At 68.4% G+C, this 20,411-nt stretch carries 28 protein-coding genes; 2 read left to right on the forward strand and 26 right to left on the reverse strand.

What is annotated here, in order from left to right:
* Nucleotides 1-17: 17 nt before the first annotated feature.
* On the reverse strand, nt 18-227 hold the full coding sequence (locus ACFY0F_RS23365; protein ID WP_388797448.1) for a hypothetical protein: 210 nt from the start codon (nt 225-227) through the stop codon (nt 18-20).
* A gap of 24 nt (nt 228-251) precedes the next feature.
* On the opposite strand from ACFY0F_RS23365, the gene ACFY0F_RS23370 reads away from it, so the two are divergent.
* Nucleotides 252-587: a DUF6233 domain-containing protein gene (locus ACFY0F_RS23370; RefSeq protein WP_388797450.1), complete on the forward strand. Its 336-nt coding sequence runs from the start codon at nt 252-254 to the stop codon at nt 585-587.
* A gap of 286 nt (nt 588-873) precedes the next feature.
* Here the strand turns inward: ACFY0F_RS23370 and ACFY0F_RS23375 are convergent, their stop codons facing one another.
* Complete coding sequence (locus ACFY0F_RS23375) at nt 874-1,893, reverse strand: tyrosine-type recombinase/integrase (protein WP_388797452.1); 1,020 nt, start codon at nt 1,891-1,893, stop codon at nt 874-876.
* Nucleotides 1,894-2,299: 406 nt separating this feature from the next.
* Here ACFY0F_RS23375 and ACFY0F_RS23380 point away from each other — a divergent pair, with 406 nt between their 5' ends.
* On the forward strand, nt 2,300-2,569 hold the full coding sequence (locus tag ACFY0F_RS23380) for a hypothetical protein (RefSeq protein ID WP_388797454.1): 270 nt from the start codon (nt 2,300-2,302) through the stop codon (nt 2,567-2,569).
* Nucleotides 2,570-2,714: 145 nt separating this feature from the next.
* On the opposite strand, the gene ACFY0F_RS23385 is transcribed toward ACFY0F_RS23380, so the two are convergent.
* From ACFY0F_RS23385 to ACFY0F_RS23500, 24 genes are all read right to left on the reverse strand, one after another.
* A complete protein-coding gene (locus tag ACFY0F_RS23385; protein ID WP_388797456.1) occupies nt 2,715-3,047 on the reverse strand; it encodes a hypothetical protein in 333 nt (110 codons plus the stop codon).
* A 180-nt stretch (nt 3,048-3,227) separates the two neighbouring features.
* Nucleotides 3,228-3,542, reverse strand: a complete 315-nt coding sequence (locus ACFY0F_RS23390) for a hypothetical protein (protein WP_388797458.1) — start codon at nt 3,540-3,542, stop codon at nt 3,228-3,230.
* A 37-nt stretch (nt 3,543-3,579) separates the two neighbouring features.
* On the reverse strand, nt 3,580-3,948 hold the full coding sequence (locus tag ACFY0F_RS23395; RefSeq protein WP_388797460.1) for a hypothetical protein: 369 nt from the start codon (nt 3,946-3,948) through the stop codon (nt 3,580-3,582).
* A gap of 25 nt (nt 3,949-3,973) precedes the next feature.
* Complete coding sequence (locus tag ACFY0F_RS23400) at nt 3,974-4,777, reverse strand: N-acetylmuramoyl-L-alanine amidase (protein WP_388797462.1); 804 nt, start codon at nt 4,775-4,777, stop codon at nt 3,974-3,976.
* A 2-nt stretch (nt 4,778-4,779) separates the two neighbouring features.
* Nucleotides 4,780-5,574, reverse strand: a complete 795-nt coding sequence (locus ACFY0F_RS23405) for a hypothetical protein (protein WP_388797464.1) — start codon at nt 5,572-5,574, stop codon at nt 4,780-4,782.
* Nucleotides 5,575-5,628: 54 nt separating this feature from the next.
* The gene (locus ACFY0F_RS23410) at nt 5,629-5,850 is read right to left on the reverse strand and encodes a hypothetical protein (protein WP_388797466.1); all 222 of its coding nucleotides are present in this window, start codon (nt 5,848-5,850) and stop codon (nt 5,629-5,631) included.
* Entirely contained in the window at nt 5,847-6,590 is a 744-nt protein-coding gene (locus ACFY0F_RS23415; RefSeq protein ID WP_388797467.1) for a hypothetical protein, read from the reverse strand. The genes ACFY0F_RS23410 and ACFY0F_RS23415 overlap by 4 nt, the downstream gene beginning before the upstream one ends.
* A complete protein-coding gene (locus ACFY0F_RS23420) occupies nt 6,590-7,672 on the reverse strand; it encodes a hypothetical protein (RefSeq protein WP_388797469.1) in 1,083 nt (360 codons plus the stop codon). The genes ACFY0F_RS23415 and ACFY0F_RS23420 overlap by 1 nt, the downstream gene beginning before the upstream one ends.
* Nucleotides 7,672-8,700: a hypothetical protein gene (locus tag ACFY0F_RS23425; protein ID WP_388797471.1), complete on the reverse strand. Its 1,029-nt coding sequence runs from the start codon at nt 8,698-8,700 to the stop codon at nt 7,672-7,674. Before ACFY0F_RS23425 ends, ACFY0F_RS23420 begins: the two co-directional genes overlap by 1 nt.
* A gap of 10 nt (nt 8,701-8,710) precedes the next feature.
* Complete coding sequence (locus ACFY0F_RS23430; protein WP_388797473.1) at nt 8,711-9,580, reverse strand: phage distal tail protein; 870 nt, start codon at nt 9,578-9,580, stop codon at nt 8,711-8,713.
* Nucleotides 9,581-9,592: 12 nt separating this feature from the next.
* Complete coding sequence (locus tag ACFY0F_RS23435; RefSeq protein WP_388797475.1) at nt 9,593-13,666, reverse strand: phage tail tape measure protein; 4,074 nt, start codon at nt 13,664-13,666, stop codon at nt 9,593-9,595.
* A gap of 3 nt (nt 13,667-13,669) precedes the next feature.
* Nucleotides 13,670-13,948, reverse strand: coding sequence for a hypothetical protein (locus ACFY0F_RS23440; RefSeq protein ID WP_388797477.1), 279 nt, complete (start codon nt 13,946-13,948; stop codon nt 13,670-13,672).
* A 38-nt stretch (nt 13,949-13,986) separates the two neighbouring features.
* Entirely contained in the window at nt 13,987-14,505 is a 519-nt protein-coding gene (locus ACFY0F_RS23445) for a hypothetical protein (RefSeq protein ID WP_388797479.1), read from the reverse strand.
* On the reverse strand, nt 14,505-14,984 hold the full coding sequence (locus ACFY0F_RS23450; RefSeq protein WP_388797481.1) for a hypothetical protein: 480 nt from the start codon (nt 14,982-14,984) through the stop codon (nt 14,505-14,507). The genes ACFY0F_RS23445 and ACFY0F_RS23450 overlap by 1 nt, the downstream gene beginning before the upstream one ends.
* A gap of 65 nt (nt 14,985-15,049) precedes the next feature.
* Nucleotides 15,050-15,382 carry a hypothetical protein gene (locus tag ACFY0F_RS23455; RefSeq protein WP_388797483.1) on the reverse strand — a complete coding sequence of 111 codons (333 nt, stop codon included), beginning with the start codon at nt 15,380-15,382 and terminating at the stop codon, nt 15,050-15,052.
* Nucleotides 15,383-15,396: 14 nt separating this feature from the next.
* Entirely contained in the window at nt 15,397-15,810 is a 414-nt protein-coding gene (locus ACFY0F_RS23460) for a hypothetical protein (RefSeq protein ID WP_388797485.1), read from the reverse strand.
* Nucleotides 15,811-15,813: 3 nt separating this feature from the next.
* Nucleotides 15,814-16,215 carry a hypothetical protein gene (locus tag ACFY0F_RS23465; protein ID WP_388797487.1) on the reverse strand — a complete coding sequence of 134 codons (402 nt, stop codon included), beginning with the start codon at nt 16,213-16,215 and terminating at the stop codon, nt 15,814-15,816.
* Entirely contained in the window at nt 16,212-16,625 is a 414-nt protein-coding gene (locus ACFY0F_RS23470; RefSeq protein WP_388797489.1) for a DUF6093 family protein, read from the reverse strand. Before ACFY0F_RS23470 ends, ACFY0F_RS23465 begins: the two co-directional genes overlap by 4 nt.
* Nucleotides 16,622-17,191, reverse strand: a complete 570-nt coding sequence (locus ACFY0F_RS23475) for a hypothetical protein (protein ID WP_388797491.1) — start codon at nt 17,189-17,191, stop codon at nt 16,622-16,624. The genes ACFY0F_RS23470 and ACFY0F_RS23475 overlap by 4 nt, the downstream gene beginning before the upstream one ends.
* 15 nt (nt 17,192-17,206) lie before the next feature.
* The gene (locus ACFY0F_RS23480) at nt 17,207-17,437 is read right to left on the reverse strand and encodes a hypothetical protein (protein ID WP_388797493.1); all 231 of its coding nucleotides are present in this window, start codon (nt 17,435-17,437) and stop codon (nt 17,207-17,209) included.
* Between the two features lie 11 nt (nt 17,438-17,448).
* Complete coding sequence (locus ACFY0F_RS23485) at nt 17,449-17,856, reverse strand: hypothetical protein (RefSeq protein WP_388797495.1); 408 nt, start codon at nt 17,854-17,856, stop codon at nt 17,449-17,451.
* A 22-nt stretch (nt 17,857-17,878) separates the two neighbouring features.
* Complete coding sequence (locus ACFY0F_RS23490) at nt 17,879-18,823, reverse strand: phage major capsid protein (RefSeq protein WP_388797497.1); 945 nt, start codon at nt 18,821-18,823, stop codon at nt 17,879-17,881.
* A gap of 56 nt (nt 18,824-18,879) precedes the next feature.
* Nucleotides 18,880-19,362 carry a hypothetical protein gene (locus ACFY0F_RS23495; RefSeq protein WP_388797499.1) on the reverse strand — a complete coding sequence of 161 codons (483 nt, stop codon included), beginning with the start codon at nt 19,360-19,362 and terminating at the stop codon, nt 18,880-18,882.
* A 46-nt stretch (nt 19,363-19,408) separates the two neighbouring features.
* Nucleotides 19,409-20,410 carry a hypothetical protein gene (locus ACFY0F_RS23500; RefSeq protein ID WP_388797501.1) on the reverse strand — a complete coding sequence of 334 codons (1,002 nt, stop codon included), beginning with the start codon at nt 20,408-20,410 and terminating at the stop codon, nt 19,409-19,411.
* Between the last annotated feature and the right edge of the window lies 1 nt (nt 20,411).

The following is a 20,411-nucleotide window of genomic DNA, read 5'->3' on the forward strand; positions in this document are numbered from 1 at the left end:
GCCAGGATGGCAGACGGTCACGCCTCGTCCGGCCAGGTTGTCAACACGGTGCCGGTCTCCTCGTCGACGAGGGTGACCTGGGCGTCGGGCATGCTGCCGTACTCGCCGATCCACCGCGTGAACTTCCGGCGGGCGGTCTCTTCGCTGCCCCACCAGCCGTGCTGTACCGGCTGGCCGCGGGAGGCCAGGGTGAGGTGGTAGCGCTCGGGGTCGTGGTTGCTGTGCACGCCGCCCATCATAGAATCGAACCTGTGAACGATTTGCCGCCCGACCTGCCCCGACTCCGCATCCTGGAGACGTGGCTGCAGCTCTCCCTCGACCGAGTCCGGCAGCAGATCACCGCGGCCGAACGGCGCGAGCAGGAGCGGCAGCGCGGCGAGCAGGCCCGGCCGCCCGTCCCGGACTGGATGATCGAGCGAGGCATCGGCGAAGGGCCGGCCGTGTACGTGCACGTCGGCGGATGCCACATGGCGGGCAAGCGCTCCAAGGGCGTCGCGCGGGACGTCGCGCTGCGGGCGCTCGCCGAAGGAGTGGCCGCCTGCCCGCACTGCCGGCCCGATTCGGAGCTCGGCTACCTCGACGGATGACAGCGCCCGCCAAGACGGGGGAGCCTGGCGGGCGCTGCATCCAGTGTGGCACGGGCGGTGACAGGACGGTCATGTTCCGCGTACCGTGACCGGGCGGCCTGCCGCCGTTCGCAGCGGCCCCTCCGGGGGTTGTGGGGTTCACCCCCTCCGGCAGGCCGCACCCAGACACGAGGAGGGGCCATGAGCGACGACACGACCTGGGGCATGAGCGACACCGCCTGGGGCTGAACCCCGGACAGCACGACGCCCCCACAGCCAGACGACGGCTGCGGGGGCGTTCGCGTGTTCAGAGCCCGATGTCCTCGCTGGCCGCGTCGGTCCACTTGTCGGCTTCGCGGATGTAGCCCCAGAAGGCTGGGCTGTTGGCGGCGTGCCCGGACTGGGCGCGGATCTTCTCTTCGCGCTTCCCGGCCCGGCGCGAGGTGGTGATGAATCCGGCTCGCATGGAGTGGCCGGTCAACCGGACGGAGAGTCCGGCGCGTTCGGCGTTGCGGGCGATGATCTCGCGGACGGCTTCCGGGGAGAGTGCGCGGTCACCGAGGCGGCCGTGGACGGTGATGGGCAGGAAGGCGGGGCCCGATGTGATGCCTGCGGCGGCCTGCCAGGTGAGCCAGGCGCGGACGGGACAGGTGTCGGGGTTGCGGCCGTAGCCGACCACGACGTCCCGGGGTGGTCGGCCTTTGACGGCGGGGACATGGACTTCGAGGCCCTGGCTGACGTGGACGATGGCGTCGGCGCGGAGGGCGGCGACTTCGGCGGAGCGTCCGGCGATGGCGAAGGCCATGAGCCAGAGGGCGCGGTCGCGGAGGCCGGTGAGTCCGTCGGCGACGGCGGCGTTCATCTGGCGGAGCTGTTCGGGGGTGACGGCGGCGGCTTTGCCTCGGCCGCGGGCCATACGCTCGGGGTCGTTCTTCAGCGGCTTGAGGGCCTGCCGCGCGGCGACGGTTGCCGCCTTCGGCACTTCGACGCCGTGCTCGTTCCGCGCGGTGACGGTGACGCCGGTAATGCGCCGGTCGATGCTGTTCGGCGCGGCGAGCTTGATGGTGTCGAGCCAGACGACGAACCCGACGAGCGTGCCCTTGGTGACGGCGGTCGACGGCAGGCGGCTACCGGTGCGTTCGGCGAGCCAGTCGTGGAACTCCTCCCAGAGCGCCCAGTCGTTGGCGTAGCCCCGCTTCGTGTTGTGGGGGCGGATGGCGTCGAGGTGCTTCTCGGCTGCCTCTTCCATGGCGTGGAGGACGGCGAGCGTCGCAGCATCGTAGGCGGCGGGGGTGGTCTGGGGCTGCTGCTGGATGAGGTCGGTCATGCGGCAACCTCGTCAGCAGGCCACGACCAGCCTTTCGGCGAGCGGTGCTTGTCGGCGTGGCCCGTGGGGAGCAGGCAGATGTCCGGCGGGTACGGGTTGCCGACCAGGTGAGCGGGACCGCCGATGTGGCCGCATGCGGTCTCGCCAGGCGAAGCGAACGGGGCGAAGTGTTCGATGTGGGCGAGGACGGCCCAGTCGTCGCGGGTGCAGTCATGGTCCGGGCAGCCGCCGCAGAAGTCGCATCGACGTGGCCCACAGGGGCGGAGGCAGGGGGCTGAAGGCATGTCCAATTGTACCAATTTATCGCCCGCGATATGGCATGTTATCGAGAGTGCATGGCTCCAACGGAACGCCGCTGACCGGATGTTAGGCAGCCCTCGCTTGACGCCGTGGCTAGCCTCCGAGCATGAGCACTTACCAGGGTGAGGTAGTCGTCGTCGACGGCCAGACTGAAACATCCATGACGGCCCGACTCCGCAAGGGCCTCAGCGGCAGCTGGGATGGGGTCCTCCCCATCACTACGGCCGAGCAATGGGAGGCCCTGAAGAACCTGATGCAGGCGACCCTCCGCCTGCCGAGCGGAGAGGAAGCCGCCTTCATCGTCCCGGCGCTGCCTCAGCCGCCGAACCCGAACACAGTGCTCCGCATTGAGGGCAACGGAGACGCCCCGTTCTGACACGACGAAGCGCCCCGCTCCCCTGCCGAAGCAGGAGGGCGGGGCGTCGTCAGTCTTCGTCGTCGGCCGGCGGCCGGGGCGGCGGTTCCAGGAACGGCCAGCGGGACAGCCAGAAAGGGGTGCCGTCTTCTTTGTCTTCCACGGGTCACACTCCAGTTCGGTCGCGGGACTCCCGCTGCGCCTTCAGCAGCAGCCAAGTCCGCTGCACCATGAGCACGATGACCGCAGCCACAGCGACGATGCGGATGCTGCGGAGCACGACCAGCGCGCACTCGTCGCTCCGCCAGACGGTGGCCAGCACCGTGTACAGGCACAGCAGGCCGATGGCCGCCGCGAAGCTCATCTGGTTGCGGCCGACCTCCGACCGCCACCAGGTCGCTGTCAGGTGGTAGACGACCACGAAAACGGTGCAGGCGAGGAAGCCGAGCGCCGACATGACCGCGTTCATCCAGGCGTCGACCCCCAGGTGGCTGGTCATCGTGCTGCTCCTCTTCTGGCGGCGAAGGCTGCCTCGACCTTCTCCGACCAGTGGTTCTCGATGCGGGCCTGCCGGATGGGAGCGACGGCCGCGCGGACGGCGGCCCAGCGGTCCTCGACTTCCTGCCGGTCCTCAAGTGCACGCTCCAGGGCGGCTTCGGAGTCGCTCTGCTCGGCCGGCTCAGAGCCGCGTGTGAGGCGTCGGATCCATCCGAGCATCAGTCACCCCCTCGTCCGGCGTCCCCGGGTGGGGCAGCGCGGTGAGGATGTGGCCGCTCAGCTTCGCCATCTCCAGCAGTTCCTCGACCTGCTCGTGTTCGACCTTGCGGGCTGCCTCGCTCTCGAGGAAGGCGCTGCGCCAGTTGTCTCTGTCGGTGAGCGCGTCCTCGTGGGTGCGTCTGGGTACGAGGCCGCCCCGCAGTATCAGGAGGACGACGAGGGTGAGGAGCGCGCCGAGCCCGGCGTCACTCGCGTTGATGCCGAAGACCTCGCTCACCGCGCCCTCCCCTGCCGTTGTATGCAGTGCACCGTGCTCAGACGCTCTGAGGTCCCCTCCTTGCCGCGGGTGCGGGCAGCGCTGGCACGGGTGCGGTGACGACCTGGCGGACGGCGAACTGGGCGACCGCTGTGATCAGCGACAGGATGAGGGCCTGCTTCTCGGCGGACCAGTCGAGGCCGAGGCCAGCCGCGAGGGTGATGACAGCCTGGGCGAGGCCGGTGATGGCGGCGATGACGCCGTCGTGGACCATGACGGCGACGATGAGACCGAGCACGGCGAGGACGACGGCGTTCACCCAGGCCTGCGTCTCAGCGTCGAAGTCGGCGACGAACGCGCCGATTACCTGGAGGACGATGCTGGCGAGCGCGGCCCAGGCCGCGGGCTCGCGCCCGAAAATCTTCATGGGAGTTCCTGACGTAGAGGGGTGGTTAGGAGGTGACGGCGAAGCCGTGCTTGTCGCCGAGTCGCTGGAGCGATGCCTTGCCGGGGATGCCGTCGGCGTCGGAACCGCTGTAGCCGTAGCGGCGCTGCAGGGCCGCGTAGGCGGTGAGGGTCTTCGACCCGTAGGAGCCGTCGACCCATCGGGAGTCGAGGAGGCCCTCGGCGTGCAGTGCGCGCTCGACGAGCAGCACCTCGTCGCGGTGGCTGGTGTGGCCCTGCGCCGCGGCGGGGTCGTGCCGGGCCGCGTAGACGACGTGGGCGAGGGAGACCTTCGGCTTGGCCGGGGACTTCTCCCCGACGATCTCCTTGGCCCGGGTGATGATCGCCCCGCGCTGGGCCTTGATGCTGTCGCCCGGGCAGCCGACGTGGCCGCCCCACGCCGAGCCGCCCATGCCGTGCCAGCCGAGGCCCCGGCCGTTGGGATCGTCGGTCGACTGCAGCGGCACGCTGTAGGTCTTGTGCAGCCACGCGAGGAGCTGGGCGCAGTTCTCGACCTGGCTATCGGTTAGCTTGTCGGGCACGAAGCCCTCGTTCTCCACCGACACCCAGTGGGAGTTGCCCGCCGCTTCCGCCCACGCGCGGTCCTTGGTGTCGACGAGCTGCCTGAGCCCGCCCTTCTTCGGGTTGAGGAAGTGCGCGGAGGCCTGCGCTGCCGGGTTCTTGAACCAGGCTTCCGAGCCTTGCTCGGTCCCCTGCTGGATGTGGAGGACGAGGCCGCGGACCTCGACCATGCCGTCGGGGGTCTTGTTCGGGGTGGGGCCTATGAAGGTGGCCCCGGGCATGAGCGCCATGGTCAGACTCCGTTCGCTGCGAGGAGGGCGCGCATCTGGCCGGCGAGGTCTTCGGCGGTGATGGCGGGCTTGGGTGAGGGCGCGACGGCCCAGACGGGGACGGTGACGTCGCCGTCTTGGGAGAGCAGCCACTGCATGTCGGCCTGTGCGAGCCAGGCGCTGCCGCGGATCCCCCAGCCCTCACCCCACGAGTTGTCGAGGCGGAACGCGTGGGTGGAGGCGTCGTATGCGCTGATGACGTACTCGTGGCCGCCGGCCACGGCCGTGCTGCGGTCGACGTGGACGTAGCCGCTGCCGGAATCGACGTCGAACATGGACTCAAGCCAGAGCGTGCCGACCATGACGGGCGCCGACTGCAGGGCGCTCTTCACCGCGTCGATGGAGAACGCGTGCCTGTACTTAGTGGCCAGCCCCAGCTTCATAAGGGCTTTCGCGGCGCCGAGCCCGCTGCTGCCGGTGTCGTCGGGCGGGTAGGCGCCTTGGATGCTGTCGAGCTGCGTGGCCAGGCTGTACACCTGCACGGCCAGGGTCTCGTCGACGGGGAGTACGTTCCCGGAGATGCTCACCGAGGTGAGCCCCGGACGGGCCGCGGAGTCGGTGCCGAGCAGGCCCGTCGCCGCGTTGCCGGTGCACGAGCCGAGCTGCCCCTGATCGAAGATCGGCGCGCGGCGGACCCAGTCGACGCTTCGATACGCGGACTTCGGCAGGACACCGTGCGCGTACCGCAGAGACCGCGGGTCGTGCTGGACGTGCCGGCCCAGCCGCGGATCGGACGGGTGGAAGACGTGCGTGCGCATGGAGCTCCTCGGGGCATGAAAAAAGCCCCCGGAGGGGCTGGCGCTGGGCAGCCGTCACGACACCTCGGGCTGAGGGTCCAGGAGCGTGCCGGAGAGGATGGTCATGTTGCGCCGGCACCGGCCGCACTGGATGACGACCTGGCCGCCGTTGCTGTAGCAGGGGTTGACCTCGAAGGTCTGGCCGTAGTTCTCGCAGTCCGGGTTGTCGTCGCGGGCGGTGACGTCGTAGTACAACGCCGGTTCGAACGTCACCGGGGGTGGCGGTGGGGTGCTCATACGCCGATCACCAGCCAGTTCACGATAGTCGTGGTCGTGTTGCTCCGGGTCAGCCAGATGGTCAGCCCGGTGGAAGTGAGGTTGCTGAAGCCGACGCCGGTGACCTGTGTTCCGGGTACGGAGGTCTGCGGCGAGACAACGGCGTTGAAGGTGCCGCCCGCCACGCTCAGGCCCGTGACGGCGACCGACGTAGGGGTGTTCGCCGCGGACGGGGTGATGGAGGCGCTGCCGTAGGCGATGCTGCTGGCGGTCAGGACGCCGAGGACGTCCATGTTGCACTGCGTCCCGCTCTCGCCCTGGACGTACACGTAGGGGTTGCCGCCTGCGAAGTTACTCTCGAGGATCACGACGGCCCGGTGGTGGGCGGTGCGCACGGCCCCCGAGGTCAGGATGAGGTCCGTGTACTGGAAGGCGTCGGAGTCGTAGGTGATGCCCGCGGGTACATCGACCGCGCCGTCCTCGACCGGGCGGAAGCCGAGCTCGCCCGAGTTGAGGTAGGCGGACATGTTCAGCGGGTCTTGTAGGCCGCGGGTCCATAGACCGCCCCCGCCGGCCCCGTCTTCCGGGCCGAGTACGGCGAGCAGGGTCGTGCCGTCGTCCGCGTACACGCGCAGGGTTCCGACGGTCGCCGAGACCATGCGGCGTGCCGCCCGCAGCTCGTCCACTTGGCGCTCGAGGGCTCGGATGCGGCGGGCGAGGCTGGTCGCGTCTGGGGGCAGTTGGTCTACCTGGCGCGGCATCAGTCCTCCTCTATGAGGATTGGGCGGACACGGTCTGAGCTCGGTTCGAGCTCCCATGACCAGCAGCGGGCGACGACTCCAGCGCCGGTTGGGTGTCGAGGTGAGCGTTCGATTGCCAGGCGTATGGAGTCTCCGAGGGCCCAGTCGAGCCCGAGGCGTGGTGATCGCGAGGCGACGCCTTGGAGAGTCCACGCCCGAGCGCCCTGGGCCATGAGGCCCACCGACTTTCCGGCGTGACCTTCCAGTTGGTTTGGGTCGGTGATGCCAGTAGAGGGCGTGTAGCGGTATTCCCAGATGGGCCAGCCATTGGCGATGAGGGAGGTGGCGTCGCGAGTGGAGGAGGTCAGCCGCGAGGAGCCTTCACCCTCTCCGCGGGCAATGACTCGGGTGGCGCCCTTGTCCTTCTCGTATGACTCGCTGAGGGTGTACTCGGCGACGCACCCGGGGAAGTCGAAGACGGCCTCAGGGCTGCCGGACTGGGTTCCGATCACCGAACGGATGCGGAGGGGGAAGGTGAATCCGTTGTGCCCGGCGTTCCATGCGACGTCGATCGTCCATTCCGGGCCGCCGTCCAGGCCCATGACCTCGTTCAGGCAGGACAGGATCGTCTTGTCGTCGCCGTCGGCGGTCAGGTAGTCCATGGTCGTTCCGGTGGCCACCGCGTCGATGGCGAGTGGTGGCCCGCCCGAGAGGGCAGGCGTGACCAGGTTGGTGATGACTGTCGCCTGATCTACGCCGATCATGGTCTGGGTGCCGGGGAACCGTGCGTCGAGATACGCCTCGAGGGTGGCTGCTCCGAGCTGCACTGTGGTTGCGCTGCCGCCGTCGCGGGGCAGGACGGCGCCGGCCCATAGCGGGGTGTCGGTGGCTGTGTCGACGGCGACGACCAGCGACCTGCCCGGTGCGGTCGCCGCCTCCCATTCGCGTGGGGCTCCGGCTAGGTCGAGTTCGAATTGCAGTGTCGTCTGGGTGCCGAGCTTGCGGGACAGAGCGCCGGTCGCCTTGAGCGCGGGCAAGTCCTCGACGATGCCCCCGGTGCGCAGGTCGCAGCCGTACCAGGCCAGCGTGTAGGGGCCGCTCATCAGGTTGCCGACTCGTAGGTGAACGTGAGTCGCAATTGGGCGCCGCTGGCGAGGTTCTCCGGGCGGGTCGATGTCATGAAGTCGGTGCGCACGTTGGTCGCTGAAATCGGGAAGAAAGCGGCCAGGGTGGTGGCGTTCGGGCTGATGTTGGTCTCTCCCACCCACCGGTCGCTGCCGAGCAGCATGGCGTTGCCGATGAGGGAGGCGCCCGAGTTGGCCGAGGCGAACGGAAGCGTCCAGTTGTAGGACCCGGATCCGTAGGTGGTGGTGCTGCCCGGGGTGAGGTTGATGTGGGCGACGACCGTGCGTCCGAACTTCTGGTAGCGGCCGATCAACACGCCATTTCCCAGACTCGGGTTGGTCGTGGACCCCGTCCACACCGGGGTGTACGACGTCCAGGCGCCCGGCATCTTGATGAAGGTGTCCCAGCTGCTGCCGTTGTACCTAAGCAGGTCGGTGCCGTTGTCGTAGTACTGCCCCGTGTAAGGGCTCGAAGGTGCACTGGATGTCGGCAGGATCCCGCCGGGGGCCACCGTCACGGGTCGCACGGCGGTACTCACCGACGGGCTGCCGGCGCCCGTGTGCGGCACGGTGATTGTGGCCAGCGGCATGTAGATCTGTGTCCCGGCCGGCGTGGGGGCTACTGGTGTCGACGAGGCAGTGCCTGCCAGGTAGGCGATGTCGCCTTTGGCGAGGCCGGAGGCGTCAACCGAGCTGTCCCACACCCTCAGGTAGACGAGGTCGATGCGGTCCAGGGTGGCGTGTGCGGCCGTCAGCGAGCCTGGGGAGGTTGACGAGGGGAACGCAACCCGGTACACGCCTTGCCCCGCGTAGGCGACTGCGGCGACCCCGGCGGAGACGTTGATGGTCGAGCCGGACAGGGTGACGGTCAGGCCCGGGTCGCCGGGGCGGACACCGGAGCGGGAGCCGAGCGCGGTGCCATCGTTCATCACCAGCATGGCGTCCACGTTGCGGGCCTCGAGGCCTGTGAATGCCAGGGTGTCGATCGCCCAGGGGTCAACCGGCATGAATGCCTCCTCACATCCAGGCCGAGCGCCAGGTGGCGGTCAGCGTCGCGCTTGCGTTGTAGGTGCCGGACTGGAACTGGTATCTGACGCTGCCCCCCGCCGGGATGGTGGGCCAGCCTGCGGAGACGGTGAGGAATCGGCGGCGGCTGACGGCGGCGTTGAGGGTGACCGAGTGGGCGTCGGTGTCGATCACGAGAACGTCACCGGACTGCAGATCCTGCGAGTAGATCAGCTGCTTGACCGTGCCGTCCGGGTAGAGGGCGGCGATGGTGGGTGCGACGACCGGCCCGGTGATGGTCAGGATGGGCCGGGTGTCGGCAGTGCCGGTGTTGGCGGCGTTGATCTGCCCGGCCACGGTGGTCGCCGAGAAGGTGATGGGATACGTGACAGGAAAGGCCAGGCCACCTGTGGTGGAGGGCAGGCCGGTCGTGCCCGACTGCAGGGTGGTGCTGTAGCGTCGCGGGTCGGCCGCGGTCACCATCACGCTGTAGGTGGCGACGCGGTCGGACACGTACTGTGTCAGTAGCTTCCCGGACCGGCGGACGGTCGCCTGTTTCGGGGTGTCCTCCCACACTGTGAGAGTGGTGTCGGCCAGGCCGGCGGCCACGTACAGCTGTTCCATCGCGGCCTGCAGGGCCGCCCGGCCTTGCGCCTCGATGGTGCCGGTCAGCGTGATGGGCCGGGCACCGAGGTAGACGGGGCTCGCCCATGCGCCGTGATCGGATTCCCGCTCCTGGAATTCCGACCGGATCTCCGGGGAGTCCCAGCCGTCGAGGCCCTGGAGAAACCAGGCCACCCCGGACGAGTCGACGGCGCCGAGACGGAGACTGCCGAGGGTGGCCTGCAGGCCGTCGATATCTACGCCGGGAATGTAGGGCACCCTCGCCTCCCCTCAGCCGACGAATGAGATGACGCGGGCGATGTCGTGCGCCTGCTCCGCCGCGGACTGCTTGGCGCCGTACAGGTTGACGATGATCTGTCGTGTCATCTCCCGTGCCATGGCTGTCGCCGTCACGGTCGACGAGGCGTAGCGGCCGGCCGGGGTGAGCTGGTAGCCCATCCCGGCCGCCGTCTTGGCCAGCAGGGCCCGAGATCGGGCGCTGCTCGTCCACGGGATCCACGACTCGGGCACGCCGGCCTCACCGCCGAGCACCATCGTGGGCCTGGTGAGGATGCCGCCGACGGCCATGGGCTTGCCGCCCTGCTGCACCCACTGCCGGACAAATTCGTCCTTGTTCGCCGCAGGCAAGGCGCTGATCTGCTTGGTCATCTTGGGCACCAGCGCTCGGATGGTGGCAGGGTCGAGACCGGCAGCGATGAGGTCGGCGAAGCCGCGGCCTGTGCCGCCGCGCAGGGTGGACAGTAGGACCAGGCTGTTCGCGAGATCCTCGCCGGTGAGGGTTGCCTGCGCCTTGTCGACGGACGACTCGGCCTTCTTGGCCGCCTTGCTGTTCCCTGCGGCCTGATGCGCCAGCTCCATGGCCGACTCGTCGCCTTGGGCGGCGAGCGCCTGCGCCAGGTCGCCGAAGCCCTGGCTGGCCAGCTTCTGCAGGTCGGCTGCGAACTGCTGGTTCTTCTTCGTCGAGCCGTCGAGCTGCTTGGTGAAGTCGGCCAGCGTCGCCTTGGCGAGGTCGCCGGTCTTCTTCAGCTTCTCGGCGATCCTCTTGAACTCTTTGTCGCTGGCTCCGGCGAGGGCATTGACCAGGTCGTAGCCGCCCTCACCCATGCCCTCCAGCATGGACTGCAACTCGGCCCCGCCGCGCTTGCCGACCTTGCCCAAGTTCTTCCGCCACTTCTCCGTGGCGGCCACCGACTCGTTGAGCTGGGTTTCGTAGGCTTTCAAGTTGAAGTGCGTGGGTGCCTTGGACCCGTGCTTCAACCCGAGTTCCTCGTCAGCCTCGTTGACCTTCTTACGGCTCTTGCTGACCTCGGCGTCCGAGGACCGCTTCGACTTCTTCGCCTTGTCGACCCGCTCCTCGGCGGCCCTGAGCTGCGCCCTGGTGTGGTGATGCCTACGGACGTCGGACAGGTGCTTCTCCGCCGACTTCAGGTTGTCGGCGGCCTTCTTCTGGTCTTTGAGTGCTGTCGTCAGATCCGCCCAAGCCTTCTTGAGGTCCTCGATTTCCTGGTCGTATCGCTGCTTGGCGTCACCCGGGCCGCCGAGTACGGGCGCCCCGGTCGGGCTGTAGGTGAAGCCGGGGATGCCGCCGGAGGCCAGACCGCCGGATGCCAGTCGGTTTGCGTTGATCGCCTTTAGTAGCGGCAGGTGCTTCTTCGTTGCCGCGGCGTTCACGACGAACTCGGTGTTGGACACGCGCCCCACAGCGCCGCTGGCGAAGAGCGCCAGGATGTCGTCGGACGTGCCCGTTCCGGGACCGTTGAGCAGCCCAGTCGGCGCAAACTGCACGGGTGCGCCACCACTGGCATACCCGCGAACCCGGCCGCCGGTGGAGTAGTCCCGCTTCGCGACCGGAACCTTGCTGGTCTTCTGGATCGAGGTGAAGGTGTGGACCGTGTTGGTGGTGATGGTCACCGACTTGTTGTGCAGCGCCGCAATGGCCCGGGCGAGGGCGTTGACTGCAGACTGCGCCGAGCCGGTCGGCGCCGTGATGGTGACCGACTTGCCCTTAGTCCGTTTGATCTTGAAGCCGAGGTCTTCGAGTGCCTGCTGCCCGGCCTTGGTCAGGGCGTTGACCGTGACGGTCTTACCTTTGGTCGTCAGGATCTTTTTCCGCACCGCGTCCAGGTCACCCATGGCGCCCTTGGTCTCGGCGCTGACCTTGGTGCTCTTCGACGGGGGAAGCTGCGCGTAGGCCGCGGTCAGTTTATGGATGGCGTCCGCGGAGAACCCGGCCGCATGCATCTGCCTCTTGAGCAGACCGATGTCCGACTCCAGAACCTTCTGTCCGGCCGCCTGGGAGTTCTTCTGCTCGGCCACCGCCTGCGCGTGGTCCATCGCGGCCTTGGCCGCTTCCAGGTAAGCCGACTTGACCTTGCGCCCCTTCTCGGAGGTGACGTCCAGCGAGTGACCGTTTTCCTTGACGGCCTGCGAGAGGTCGGCGAGGGACTGCTGGAAGGCGATCTCCTGTTGGGCGGCGTCGATGCTCGTGCCATTGAGGCCCTTGAGGGCATCCGACAGCTTCTCCGCCTCAGTACGCTGATCCTGCAGCTCACCGGCGGTCAGGCCCGCCTGCTCTCCCAGCTTGGCCTGGGCCCCGGCAGACAGCTTGGCCTGCGTGTCCGTCTCCGTCAGCGCATCGGCGTAGCCGGGCAGAAGCGTGCGCAGCTTCTCCGTCGACGTGCCCTGAGATTCGGCTTCCCTGGCCAGCTTATTGAAGGCCTGCGCCGCCACCTCAGGGGCGCCACCCTGCACGAGACTCGTGAGGGCCTCGTCCACAGCCTTGATCTTGTTGCGAGCCTCGTCCAGGCCCTGACTGTCAGAGCCGAGATGAGTGATGGTGTACAGGCTGTCGCCGACCCTGTCGAGAACGCCCGGGTGCGCGATGCGGGACACGGCATCGCCGAAGCCGTCCAAATCCTGGCCGAAGACCTTCGTCAGCTCGCCGGCCGCCTTGCCGGTCTGGGCAAAGTTGAGCAGGGCGTTGCCGAGTTTGGTGACGTTGGGCGGCGCGTCCTCGAACGCGGCCTTCAGCTTGTCGGTGCCGTAGGAGACGGCTTCCAGAGCCGCCACAACGACGCCGAGCCTTCCCAGGCCGGCCATCAGTGTGCGCGTCCGTGCAGCTGTGATGCCCAGCTGGGTCATCGCCGTCCGAGTTGCAGAGATCCTAGGCAGGAGCAGGACGAACGCGGATACGGCGAGGATGGTCGCGCCGCTTATGCCGGTGAAGAGGGTGACGGCCTGCTGCAGTCCAGGCGGCAGATTGTTGTAGGCGTCCACGAGTCGGGTCACCCACTGCACCATCGTGCGCAGCGCACCGTTCGCCGAGGAGCCCCCTTCGATGAGGGCGGTCTCGATGGCGCCACGGAGCCGCTCCATGTCGCCAGCAAGGTTGTCCGTCTGGATGGCAGCGACACGGGCCGCGGCCCCGTTGTCGTTGACCTCCCTGGTGTACTTCTGCACGCCCTTGGCGCCCAGCTCATACAGGATGGTCGCCGACCGGACCGCGTCCGACCCGAAGATCGTTGCGAAGGCGCTGTTCCTGGCCTCCGGGGTGAGGTTCTTGAAGCTGGACTGCAGATTGCCCGCCATCTTGGCGAGGCCAACGAACTTGCCCTGACTGTCGTAGGCAGTGAAGCCGAGACGATCCATCATCTGCCTTGCTTCAGCGGACTGCGGGGTCAGCCGCTGCAGCATCGTCTTCAGGCTGGTGCCCGCGTCGCTGCCGATGAGGGCGTGATCGGCGAACGCGGACAGGGCGCCCACGGTTTCCTCAAGGCTCAGTCCTGTCTGGTTTGCCAGCAGCCCGCCCTGACGGAGAGCCATCGACAGGCCGTGCACGTCCGCGGCGGACTTGTTGGCGCCAGCCGACAGGACATCGGCGATGTGACCGACGTCCTTGCCCTTGAGTCCGAACGTGTTCATGGCCTGGGCGCTGATGGTGGCCGCGTCCGCGAGGTCCATCTGTCCGGCCGCTGCGAGAGCGAGCGAGCCTTTGAGGGCGCCGCCGGTGATGTCGGCGACGGAGACGCCGGCGCGAGCCAGTTCTGCTTCGGCGTCGGCTGCCTGGGTGGCGGAGTACTGGGTGCTCTTGCCTGCGTCGAGGGCGGCCTGCCGCAGCTTCGCCATCTGCTGCGAGGAAGCACCGGACACGGCCCTGACGTTGGACAGGGCCTTGTCGAATTTGGCTGCCGCGGCGGCTGCGATGGCGAAGCCGGTGAGCATCCCGGCGCCGACCTTGGCGCCCACGCTGGCGAGCTTCGAGGTGTTGTCGGAGGCCTGCCGCATGCCTCGCGTGTACTGGGAGATGTCCGCGATGAGGCGGACGGTGACGGTGCGGGTGGCCACGATTCACCCCCGGTCCATAGCTCGCTTCTCGATGTGGACGTGCAGGCCATCGGTGTTGCCGTGGTTGTCCTGGTGAGCGCGGACGCGCTTTGCCGAGGTGGCGCAGGCGTGGCAGCGCACGAGATCGACCCGGTAGGCGAACTCGTTCGCTGGGTCAGTCGCCTCGCTCCAGGGCTGCCCGCATTCGGGGCAGGCGTCCGCTTCAACCTCGGCAAGGGCGAGCGCCCAGTAGCGGTCCTCGGGCAGCCACAGCGGATCGCCGTCAGCGACCACGCGGCCCATGAAGACGCTGCGCGGGACACCCCAGGCGCGGGCGGTTTCTAGCTCTCGCCGCCAAGGGCCGCCGTGAGCGCGGAGGCGAGCAGCGAGAAAGGGACCATCTCACTGCTGTTGTGCACATCCCAGGCCGCATCGAACAGCTTCTTGATCTCGCCCTCGTTGATCTTCTCGAAGAGCTGGGTGACCTGCTCCTCGCTCATCACCGGGTCCACGCACGACGCGGCGATCAGGGCGCGAGGGAACGTCTCGGAGTCGAAGGCCTGGTTGTCGTCGTTGGCCGGGTGTGCGGCCATCAGGTCCGAGTACGCCTTGTCGCCGATGTAGCGGAGCTTGAACGGCACCTCGGCCGCGGTGATCTGCTCCCGCAACTCCTTGAGGTGCACGGCGAGCTCGCGGCCCGGGTGCACGTCGGTGAGGTCTGCCGGTTCCCAGTCCGACGAGACGCGTGCCAGTTCGTCCTGCAGGCGCTCCGCCTCCCCGGCCAGGTCGCCCCGGATGCACACCATGACGGTGCGCTCCCGGGGTGTCGCCTGGGCGAGGATCTCCTCGATGCTTGCCATCAGGCCACCGTGGCGTTGGTCGACGGCTGGCTGGTGACCTTCATCGGGCTGACGAACTTGAGCACCTCGTTCGCGGCCGGGCTGGAGTTCTGCGGCTCGCCGCAGGTGATCGGGTACACCTCGACCTTCTGGCCCGCAGTCCAGGCGGTCGAGTAGGCCACGCCACGGCGGACAGCGAGGTAGCCGCTGACCCCGTACTTGAGAGTAGTGAACGGCAGGTCCTCGGCCCCGGTCGTGCCCCGCTTGAACGTCAACTCCACGTCGAAGCCCACCCTGCCGACCGTCTTCGTGTCGAAAGTTGACGCGAGGCTGGACGTGTCGACGTCTGCCGTGGACGGATCGAGCTTGAGCCCGTCGGGGGTGATCCGGGTCGTGAAGTCGGAGCCAGCGGTGAGCTCGGCGGCCGTAGGGGCGCTGATGTTGGCGATGGACGACACCCACGCCACGCGGGTCATACCGTCGCTGATCAGATCGGACATGGCGGGCCCTCCTCAGGGCATGAAAAAAGCCCCAGTCGGGGCGAGATGGGCAGGACGGCGAGGGGTCAGATGACGAGGTTGGCGACGGTCACGCTCGTCGTCGACGAGTAGGTGATCGCCGCGCTCACCCCGTCGGAGGCGGACGCGAAAAGCTTGTTGGTGATAGGGCCGATCATCTTGTCGCCGGTCGTCGCCGGGACGGTGACGACGAGATCGGAGACGGCCTGACCGTCGACCTGAGCGGTCGCCGTGATCGTCACCGTCATGCTGGAACCAGCGGTGTTCTTGACGTGCAGGAAGCTGCGATCTCCGCACGTCACCGTGGTCGATGCGGCAGCAGCCGAGTACGTCGGCGTCGTGCCGGCTCGCGTGATGACCTGCTGGGCGAGAAGCGCCATGAGAGTGTCTCCTGTCAGGCGGTGGACTTGATCCGGTATTGCACCGGAACGAACCATGTAGGCGGGTTGGTGTCGTCGTCGCGCTGCACTGGAGGCCCGCCCAGGTCCTCTGGCCGCCACGCGGTGCGACCCTCCACCGTTAGAGGGCCGCTCAGCGCCCGTCGAACCCGGTCCGCCACCCAGAGCGCCCGCTCCCACGACGCCCCGCCGCAGGTGATCTGAACAACGCCCACGAAGTCGCTGCGGGCGTCCGCAAGAGACTCGCGCTCGGCTTCACCGGGCTCCGGGTAGATGACGGCGTACTTGTCCGGCGGCGACCAGCCCGCATCCGTCGGCACCCCGCCCAGGTACACCGGCAGCCCAGGAATCGTCTCCAGCGCTGCCTGCACGGCATCGACGTGCGGAAGGACTTCAGGGGGTGACGTCATCGGTCACCACCAGGCCAGGCCGCGCTCGGCGATGACGGCCAGCTGCGCCTCGAAGCGGGGAGTCTCCGCGTCCAGCGCCCGGCCGCCGTCGCGGTGCGGCGGGTTCTTGACGCTGCCGTATTCGAGCAGGTTGCCGAGCGCACCCTGCGGGGCGCCCTTGTCCGGGCCGATTGTGGCGGCGACGATGTCCGGCCCGTAGTTGGATATGTCGAAGCCCACCGCGTTCGGGTACATCGGGGCGTGCCGGCCCGACGACGCTCGCGCGTTCGACCGCCAGTCTCGTTTGACGTTCATCGCCCCCCGCATCAGAACCTTGCGCGCGTCGCGACGGGCTCGCGGGATCGAACGTGCGAGATGGCGCTGCAGGCGTCGCACATCCGAGGTGTCGAAGCGAATCCCGCTCATGATCGGTCCTCCGTTCTGATCCGCCACACCGTTGACTGATCGCTGAACGAGGCGCCCGTTACCCACAGGATGAGGCCGACCATGCGGGGGTCCGGGGAAGCGGTCACCTCAATCCGCATCCCGGCGAGCACACGAGTGCCAGACGGAAGGGTCGTGGCCCACGGCAGCTGCACCTCGTACTCGCGCAGCACGATCTCTCGTTCGCCGGCCTCGGTCTCCTGCCCTGTCGACGCGGCGATCGCTTTCACGCGGGCCTTGCCCGTGTACAGGTCCGCCTTCGCGCCCGGAACCGTCTGGCCCGATGCCCGGTCGAAGGAGTCCGCCGCCTGAGAGTACAGGCGTACCGTCTCCCGCATCCGGGCCTCGGCCGCCCTACGTCCTGCGGCAAGGACCGTATCCAGGCTGCTCATCGGAGCCCCACGGTACCGATGCGGCGCCGATAGTCGCCCAGCATTGCCTTGTGGGCGTCGGAGAGGCCACCCAAGCCCAGGGACTCGGCGGCGAACGTGCGGGTGTAGTCGTCGATGGCCTCCTGGCGGAGCATCGACGGGTTCGCCAGCGTTGACGCAGCCAGATCCAGGCAGACCGCACGCACATCGTCCGGGATCTCGTCGAAGCCGTGCGTGTACGTCACCTGCACCAGACCCGGATCCGGGTACGACGACGTGCCCGGTAGGTAGCGCCAGCCGGCGGTGCGCAGCAGTCGATCCGACGAGAGCACCCAGTCGTTTAGCACCAGGGCATGGACCTTCACTTCGGACACCGCTACGACGGGCCGCTGCGGCAGCACCAGTTCGTCGCAGTCGATGACTCGCAGCGTGGCCACGTCATTCGTGACTCGCGTGATGGTCTGCCGCGTCCACTTGCGGATGACAGCCGATGCAGACGCCAGCGCCAGATCGGCGGCAGCCGAATCGACGGGCGCCTGCATCACCGCCGCGAGTTCGGCCGCCGTAGCGAACGGGGGAAGTGCCACGGCGACCTCCTCGTATCAGCGGGCCCGGGAGTCGTCGTCGAGCTTCTGCCGGACCTTGCGGGCGTGATCCAGATCCGTCTCCGGGGTCGGCTTGCCCTCGAGAACACCGGCGACCGTGTAGTGCGAGTCCGGTGTCGGGTCGACCTCGACACCGAGGTAGCCCTTCTCCTCGGCCTTGTCGACGGCCTTCTGGACTTCCTTCTGCGCCGCGTCCTGAGGCGGCTGGCTGGTCTTGCGCTCTGCCATGAGTCTGCTCCTCAGTTGCGGGTGACGGTGACGCGGACGAGGCCGCCCGGGTCGGTCTGACCGGTGCCGACGTGCAGGGACCGCCACAGCAGCGTGTCCCCGGCGGCGAGCACCAGGTTGGCAGCGGTGCCGGACAGGGGGATCGCTTTTTCGTCGCTCGCGGACGCGTTGACGCCGGAGTCGAACTGCAGCGTGGCGACCGTGGTGGTGCCGGACCCGGACTGCCCCTTGTTGAAGAGGGTGACGGACCGGGTGTTGGTGTTGGCGCCGGTGATGGCCGAGACCGGGACGTACTCGACCTTGGTGACGGTGCAGTCGAATGGGGCCTGCGTGACGACGCTGTCGAGGTCGTTGCCGGCGGTGCTGACCGCGGCGACGTCCTGCTCGAGGACCCGCTGCAGGGGCGCGGTGTCTGCCATGAGAGTGCTCCTGTTCTGCGGGTTACGGGAGGTCGATGCGGGCGACCGGGTACCGGGAGGACTCGGTGGGCTGGTCGTTGTTGATGGTGTTCGAGACCTGCCAGCCGATCCGGAAAGTGAGCCTGATCGCGGTCATGTCCTGCTGGGCCAGGTTGTAGACGATGGCGCCCGTGTTGTCCTGGATGACAGCCTCGGTCAGAACCTTCATCGTGATATCGGAACGGACTCCGATCACGAATTGGTTCCAGTCACCCATGAACAGCGTCGGGGACCCGGTGGTGGTGCCGAACAGGCCGCGCATCGGGTAGACGATGGGCATGCCGTCGATGGACGACAGGTTCCCCGCGACGCGGGTCTCGTCGAGCTTGCGCCCCTGGCTGTCGCGGGCCTTGCGCAGCTTGGACTTCACCGAGGTGGCGCCGACGAAGCCGGTCACCTCGTAGCCGTCCGCCTCGACCAGGCCGTAGGCGTTGTCGATGTCGCCGTAGAACGCGCCCGCGGTCGCCGCGGAGTTCGCCGTGACGGCGTTGCCCGCGGAGGTCGCAGCGGCTGCGATGTTCTGCGGCCATGAGCTCGGCGCGTTGGTGCCGAAGAAGACCGCGGCGTCGAGGGTGCGGCCGAATGCCTCCGTCAGGAGCGGCATCGCCTCGTCCCACACGTTGGCGTCCACGTCGGCCAGGACGTTGTCCGGGACCGGCATGATCGCCGCGATTTCCTCGATGTTCAGGTACTTGTTCGTCCAGTTGACCTCGGTGGTCTGCTTCAGACCCGTGTCACCTGACACGAAGTAGGCGGTGGGCAGCGCGGACAGGACCGGGAAACGGACCTGGTTTCGGCCCACCGGCACGCGGCGGAACAGGCTCAGCGTGGCGGACTGCTCCAGCGCCTTGCCGAGCATTTCCTTGGAGACCTCTTCCGGGATGAGCGCCTGGGCGTCCGTCCGGGAGGTGAGGTTGGTGTAGGCCATGGTCCGGCCTCCTCATTTCTTGTCAGCCGGCCGGACCTCGCCGCGCCGGGGATGGGTCAGCCGAGTCCGGCCCTTTGGCGGATCAGCGCGTTCATGTCGGTCGGAGCCGAGGCAGTGGTGCGGGCGCCGGCGTCGAAGGACGGGGCGGCGGGCTTGATGAGGGCCAGCAGCCGGTCGGCGTCCTCGGCGAGCTCTTCCGGGGTGGAGCCGACCAGGCGGTCCACGAGGTCGGCGGGCAGGCCCTTCGCGATGCCGACGCGGAGCTTCGCCGCCTCGGCGGCGGCCTTCGCCGCGGTCTCCTCGGCGAGCCTGGTGCGCTCGGCGGCCTTCTGCTCCGCCGACTTCTGCGACTCCTCAATCTCGGCGAGACGCTGGGCGGCCGTGGCGTTCTGCTTCGCGCGGGTCTCGTTCTCCCGGCTGAGCTTCTTCCACTTCTCCGCTTCTGCCTGCCAGTCCTTGGCCGGCTGCTCGCCCGTTTCGGGCTGCTCCTGCGCCGGGGCGGCGGTGGCTTCTGCTGGAGTGGATGCGGGTTCGGACATGGTCAACTCCCGTTTCGGGATGGGCGTGACGGCGCGTTGCGCGCGGTCAGGTGAGATAGCCGAAGCGCCGCAGCATGGCGATCGCTTCATCCCGGCTGTCGGCCAGCCGGAAGATTTCCTCGGGCAGCAGGCGCGGCGACATCAGCCGGAAGTCGCGCCCCGACGGCGAGATGAGGCCTCGGTCGATCGCGCGGCGGCGCTCCTGCCGGTAGAAGTAGCCACGACGGGTGGTGCCCTCGCTGGTGGCCTGCACGGTGCGGCCGTAGGCGGTCGTGGTGTACATGCCGCGGCGCGCGTTGACGACCTGGCCCATGTCGGCGCCCTCGCGGATCGCGCGGGCCCCGGCCGCGGTGAAGACGCGGTCCTGCTCGGCGCGTGAGAGGTTGTTGAAGTAGGAGTCTGGGTCGATGTAGCCGCGGCCCTGGTTGCGGGCGATCAGCGTTGTCGGCAGGTGGACGCAGTCGCAGCGGGGATGCCGCTGAAAACCCGTGTTCCAGCCGTACTCCTTGCCGGCCAGGATGATGCATCTACTGCAGGCGGGCGGGTTGACCACTCGGACGTAGCCCTGGATGGTGCGCTTGCCGGCCATCGAGGCGCCGACCGCTCCACGGCCGGCCTGGGTGACCTCCGAGCCGGACAGGGTCAGCGCCTGCCGCAGACCGCGCATCAGGGCATCCTGGGCGCTCAGGCCGCCGCCGATGCCCTGCTTGGTGGTGATCACCGACAGGTACATGAGCGAGTCCAGCGCCCGGCCGTCCGCGGCCAGTCCGGCGAACGCGCTCGGGCGGACGCTGCCGGCCCGTTCCGGATCGCCGCCCTCAGCGTCGGCGACCTCGTCTACGTAGTCGTCCGCCAGGCTCGCGGACGCCAGTTGTCCGGCGCTCACCGCCTGCACCATGCGCCGGCCGATGCCGGAGTTCCACGACCCGGTCAGGTCGCTGGCGTCGATGAGCCGCCACAACTCCTGAACCTGGTTCGCGGTCAGGCGGGTGATGCGCTGCTGGCGCCGGTAGTGCCGCAGCGCGATTTGCCGCGTCCGCCCGGCCACG

This window comes from Streptomyces sp. NPDC001544 (assembly GCF_042894285.1).
Taxonomy (GTDB): domain Bacteria; phylum Actinomycetota; class Actinomycetes; order Streptomycetales; family Streptomycetaceae; genus Streptomyces.

Bases quoted from the DNA above. Each gene is read 5' to 3' on its own strand.
- ACFY0F_RS23480 (WP_388797493.1), bottom strand. From the start codon at position 17,437: ATGGCAGAGCGCAAGACCAGCCAGCCGCCTCAGGACGCGGCGCAGAAG.
- ACFY0F_RS23380 (WP_388797454.1), top strand. From the start codon at position 2,300: ATGAGCACTTACCAGGGTGAGGTAGTCGTCGTCGACGGCCAGACTGAA.
- ACFY0F_RS23425 (WP_388797471.1), bottom strand. From the start codon at position 8,700: ATGCCGGTTGACCCCTGGGCGATCGACACCCTGGCATTCACAGGCCTC.
- ACFY0F_RS23375 (WP_388797452.1), bottom strand. From the start codon at position 1,893: ATGACCGACCTCATCCAGCAGCAGCCCCAGACCACCCCCGCCGCCTAC.
- ACFY0F_RS23485 (WP_388797495.1), bottom strand. From the start codon at position 17,856: ATGGCAGACACCGCGCCCCTGCAGCGGGTCCTCGAGCAGGACGTCGCC.
- ACFY0F_RS23400 (WP_388797462.1), bottom strand. From the start codon at position 4,777: ATGGCGCTCATGCCCGGGGCCACCTTCATAGGCCCCACCCCGAACAAG.
- ACFY0F_RS23440 (WP_388797477.1), bottom strand. From the start codon at position 13,948: ATGGGCCGCGTGGTCGCTGACGGCGATCCGCTGTGGCTGCCCGAGGAC.
- ACFY0F_RS23410 (WP_388797466.1), bottom strand. From the start codon at position 5,850: ATGAGCACCCCACCGCCACCCCCGGTGACGTTCGAACCGGCGTTGTAC.
- ACFY0F_RS23455 (WP_388797483.1), bottom strand. From the start codon at position 15,382: ATGGCGCTTCTCGCCCAGCAGGTCATCACGCGAGCCGGCACGACGCCG.
- ACFY0F_RS23385 (WP_388797456.1), bottom strand. From the start codon at position 3,047: ATGACCAGCCACCTGGGGGTCGACGCCTGGATGAACGCGGTCATGTCG.
- ACFY0F_RS23415 (WP_388797467.1), bottom strand. From the start codon at position 6,590: ATGCCGCGCCAGGTAGACCAACTGCCCCCAGACGCGACCAGCCTCGCC.
- ACFY0F_RS23420 (WP_388797469.1), bottom strand. From the start codon at position 7,672: ATGAGCGGCCCCTACACGCTGGCCTGGTACGGCTGCGACCTGCGCACC.
- ACFY0F_RS23490 (WP_388797497.1), bottom strand. From the start codon at position 18,823: ATGGCCTACACCAACCTCACCTCCCGGACGGACGCCCAGGCGCTCATC.
- ACFY0F_RS23445 (WP_388797479.1), bottom strand. From the start codon at position 14,505: ATGGCAAGCATCGAGGAGATCCTCGCCCAGGCGACACCCCGGGAGCGC.
- ACFY0F_RS23460 (WP_388797485.1), bottom strand. From the start codon at position 15,810: ATGACGTCACCCCCTGAAGTCCTTCCGCACGTCGATGCCGTGCAGGCA.
- ACFY0F_RS23395 (WP_388797460.1), bottom strand. From the start codon at position 3,948: ATGAAGATTTTCGGGCGCGAGCCCGCGGCCTGGGCCGCGCTCGCCAGC.
- ACFY0F_RS23495 (WP_388797499.1), bottom strand. From the start codon at position 19,362: ATGTCCGAACCCGCATCCACTCCAGCAGAAGCCACCGCCGCCCCGGCG.
- ACFY0F_RS23450 (WP_388797481.1), bottom strand. From the start codon at position 14,984: ATGTCCGATCTGATCAGCGACGGTATGACCCGCGTGGCGTGGGTGTCG.
- ACFY0F_RS23405 (WP_388797464.1), bottom strand. From the start codon at position 5,574: ATGCGCACGCACGTCTTCCACCCGTCCGATCCGCGGCTGGGCCGGCAC.
- ACFY0F_RS23470 (WP_388797489.1), bottom strand. From the start codon at position 16,625: ATGAGCAGCCTGGATACGGTCCTTGCCGCAGGACGTAGGGCGGCCGAG.
- ACFY0F_RS23465 (WP_388797487.1), bottom strand. From the start codon at position 16,215: ATGAGCGGGATTCGCTTCGACACCTCGGATGTGCGACGCCTGCAGCGC.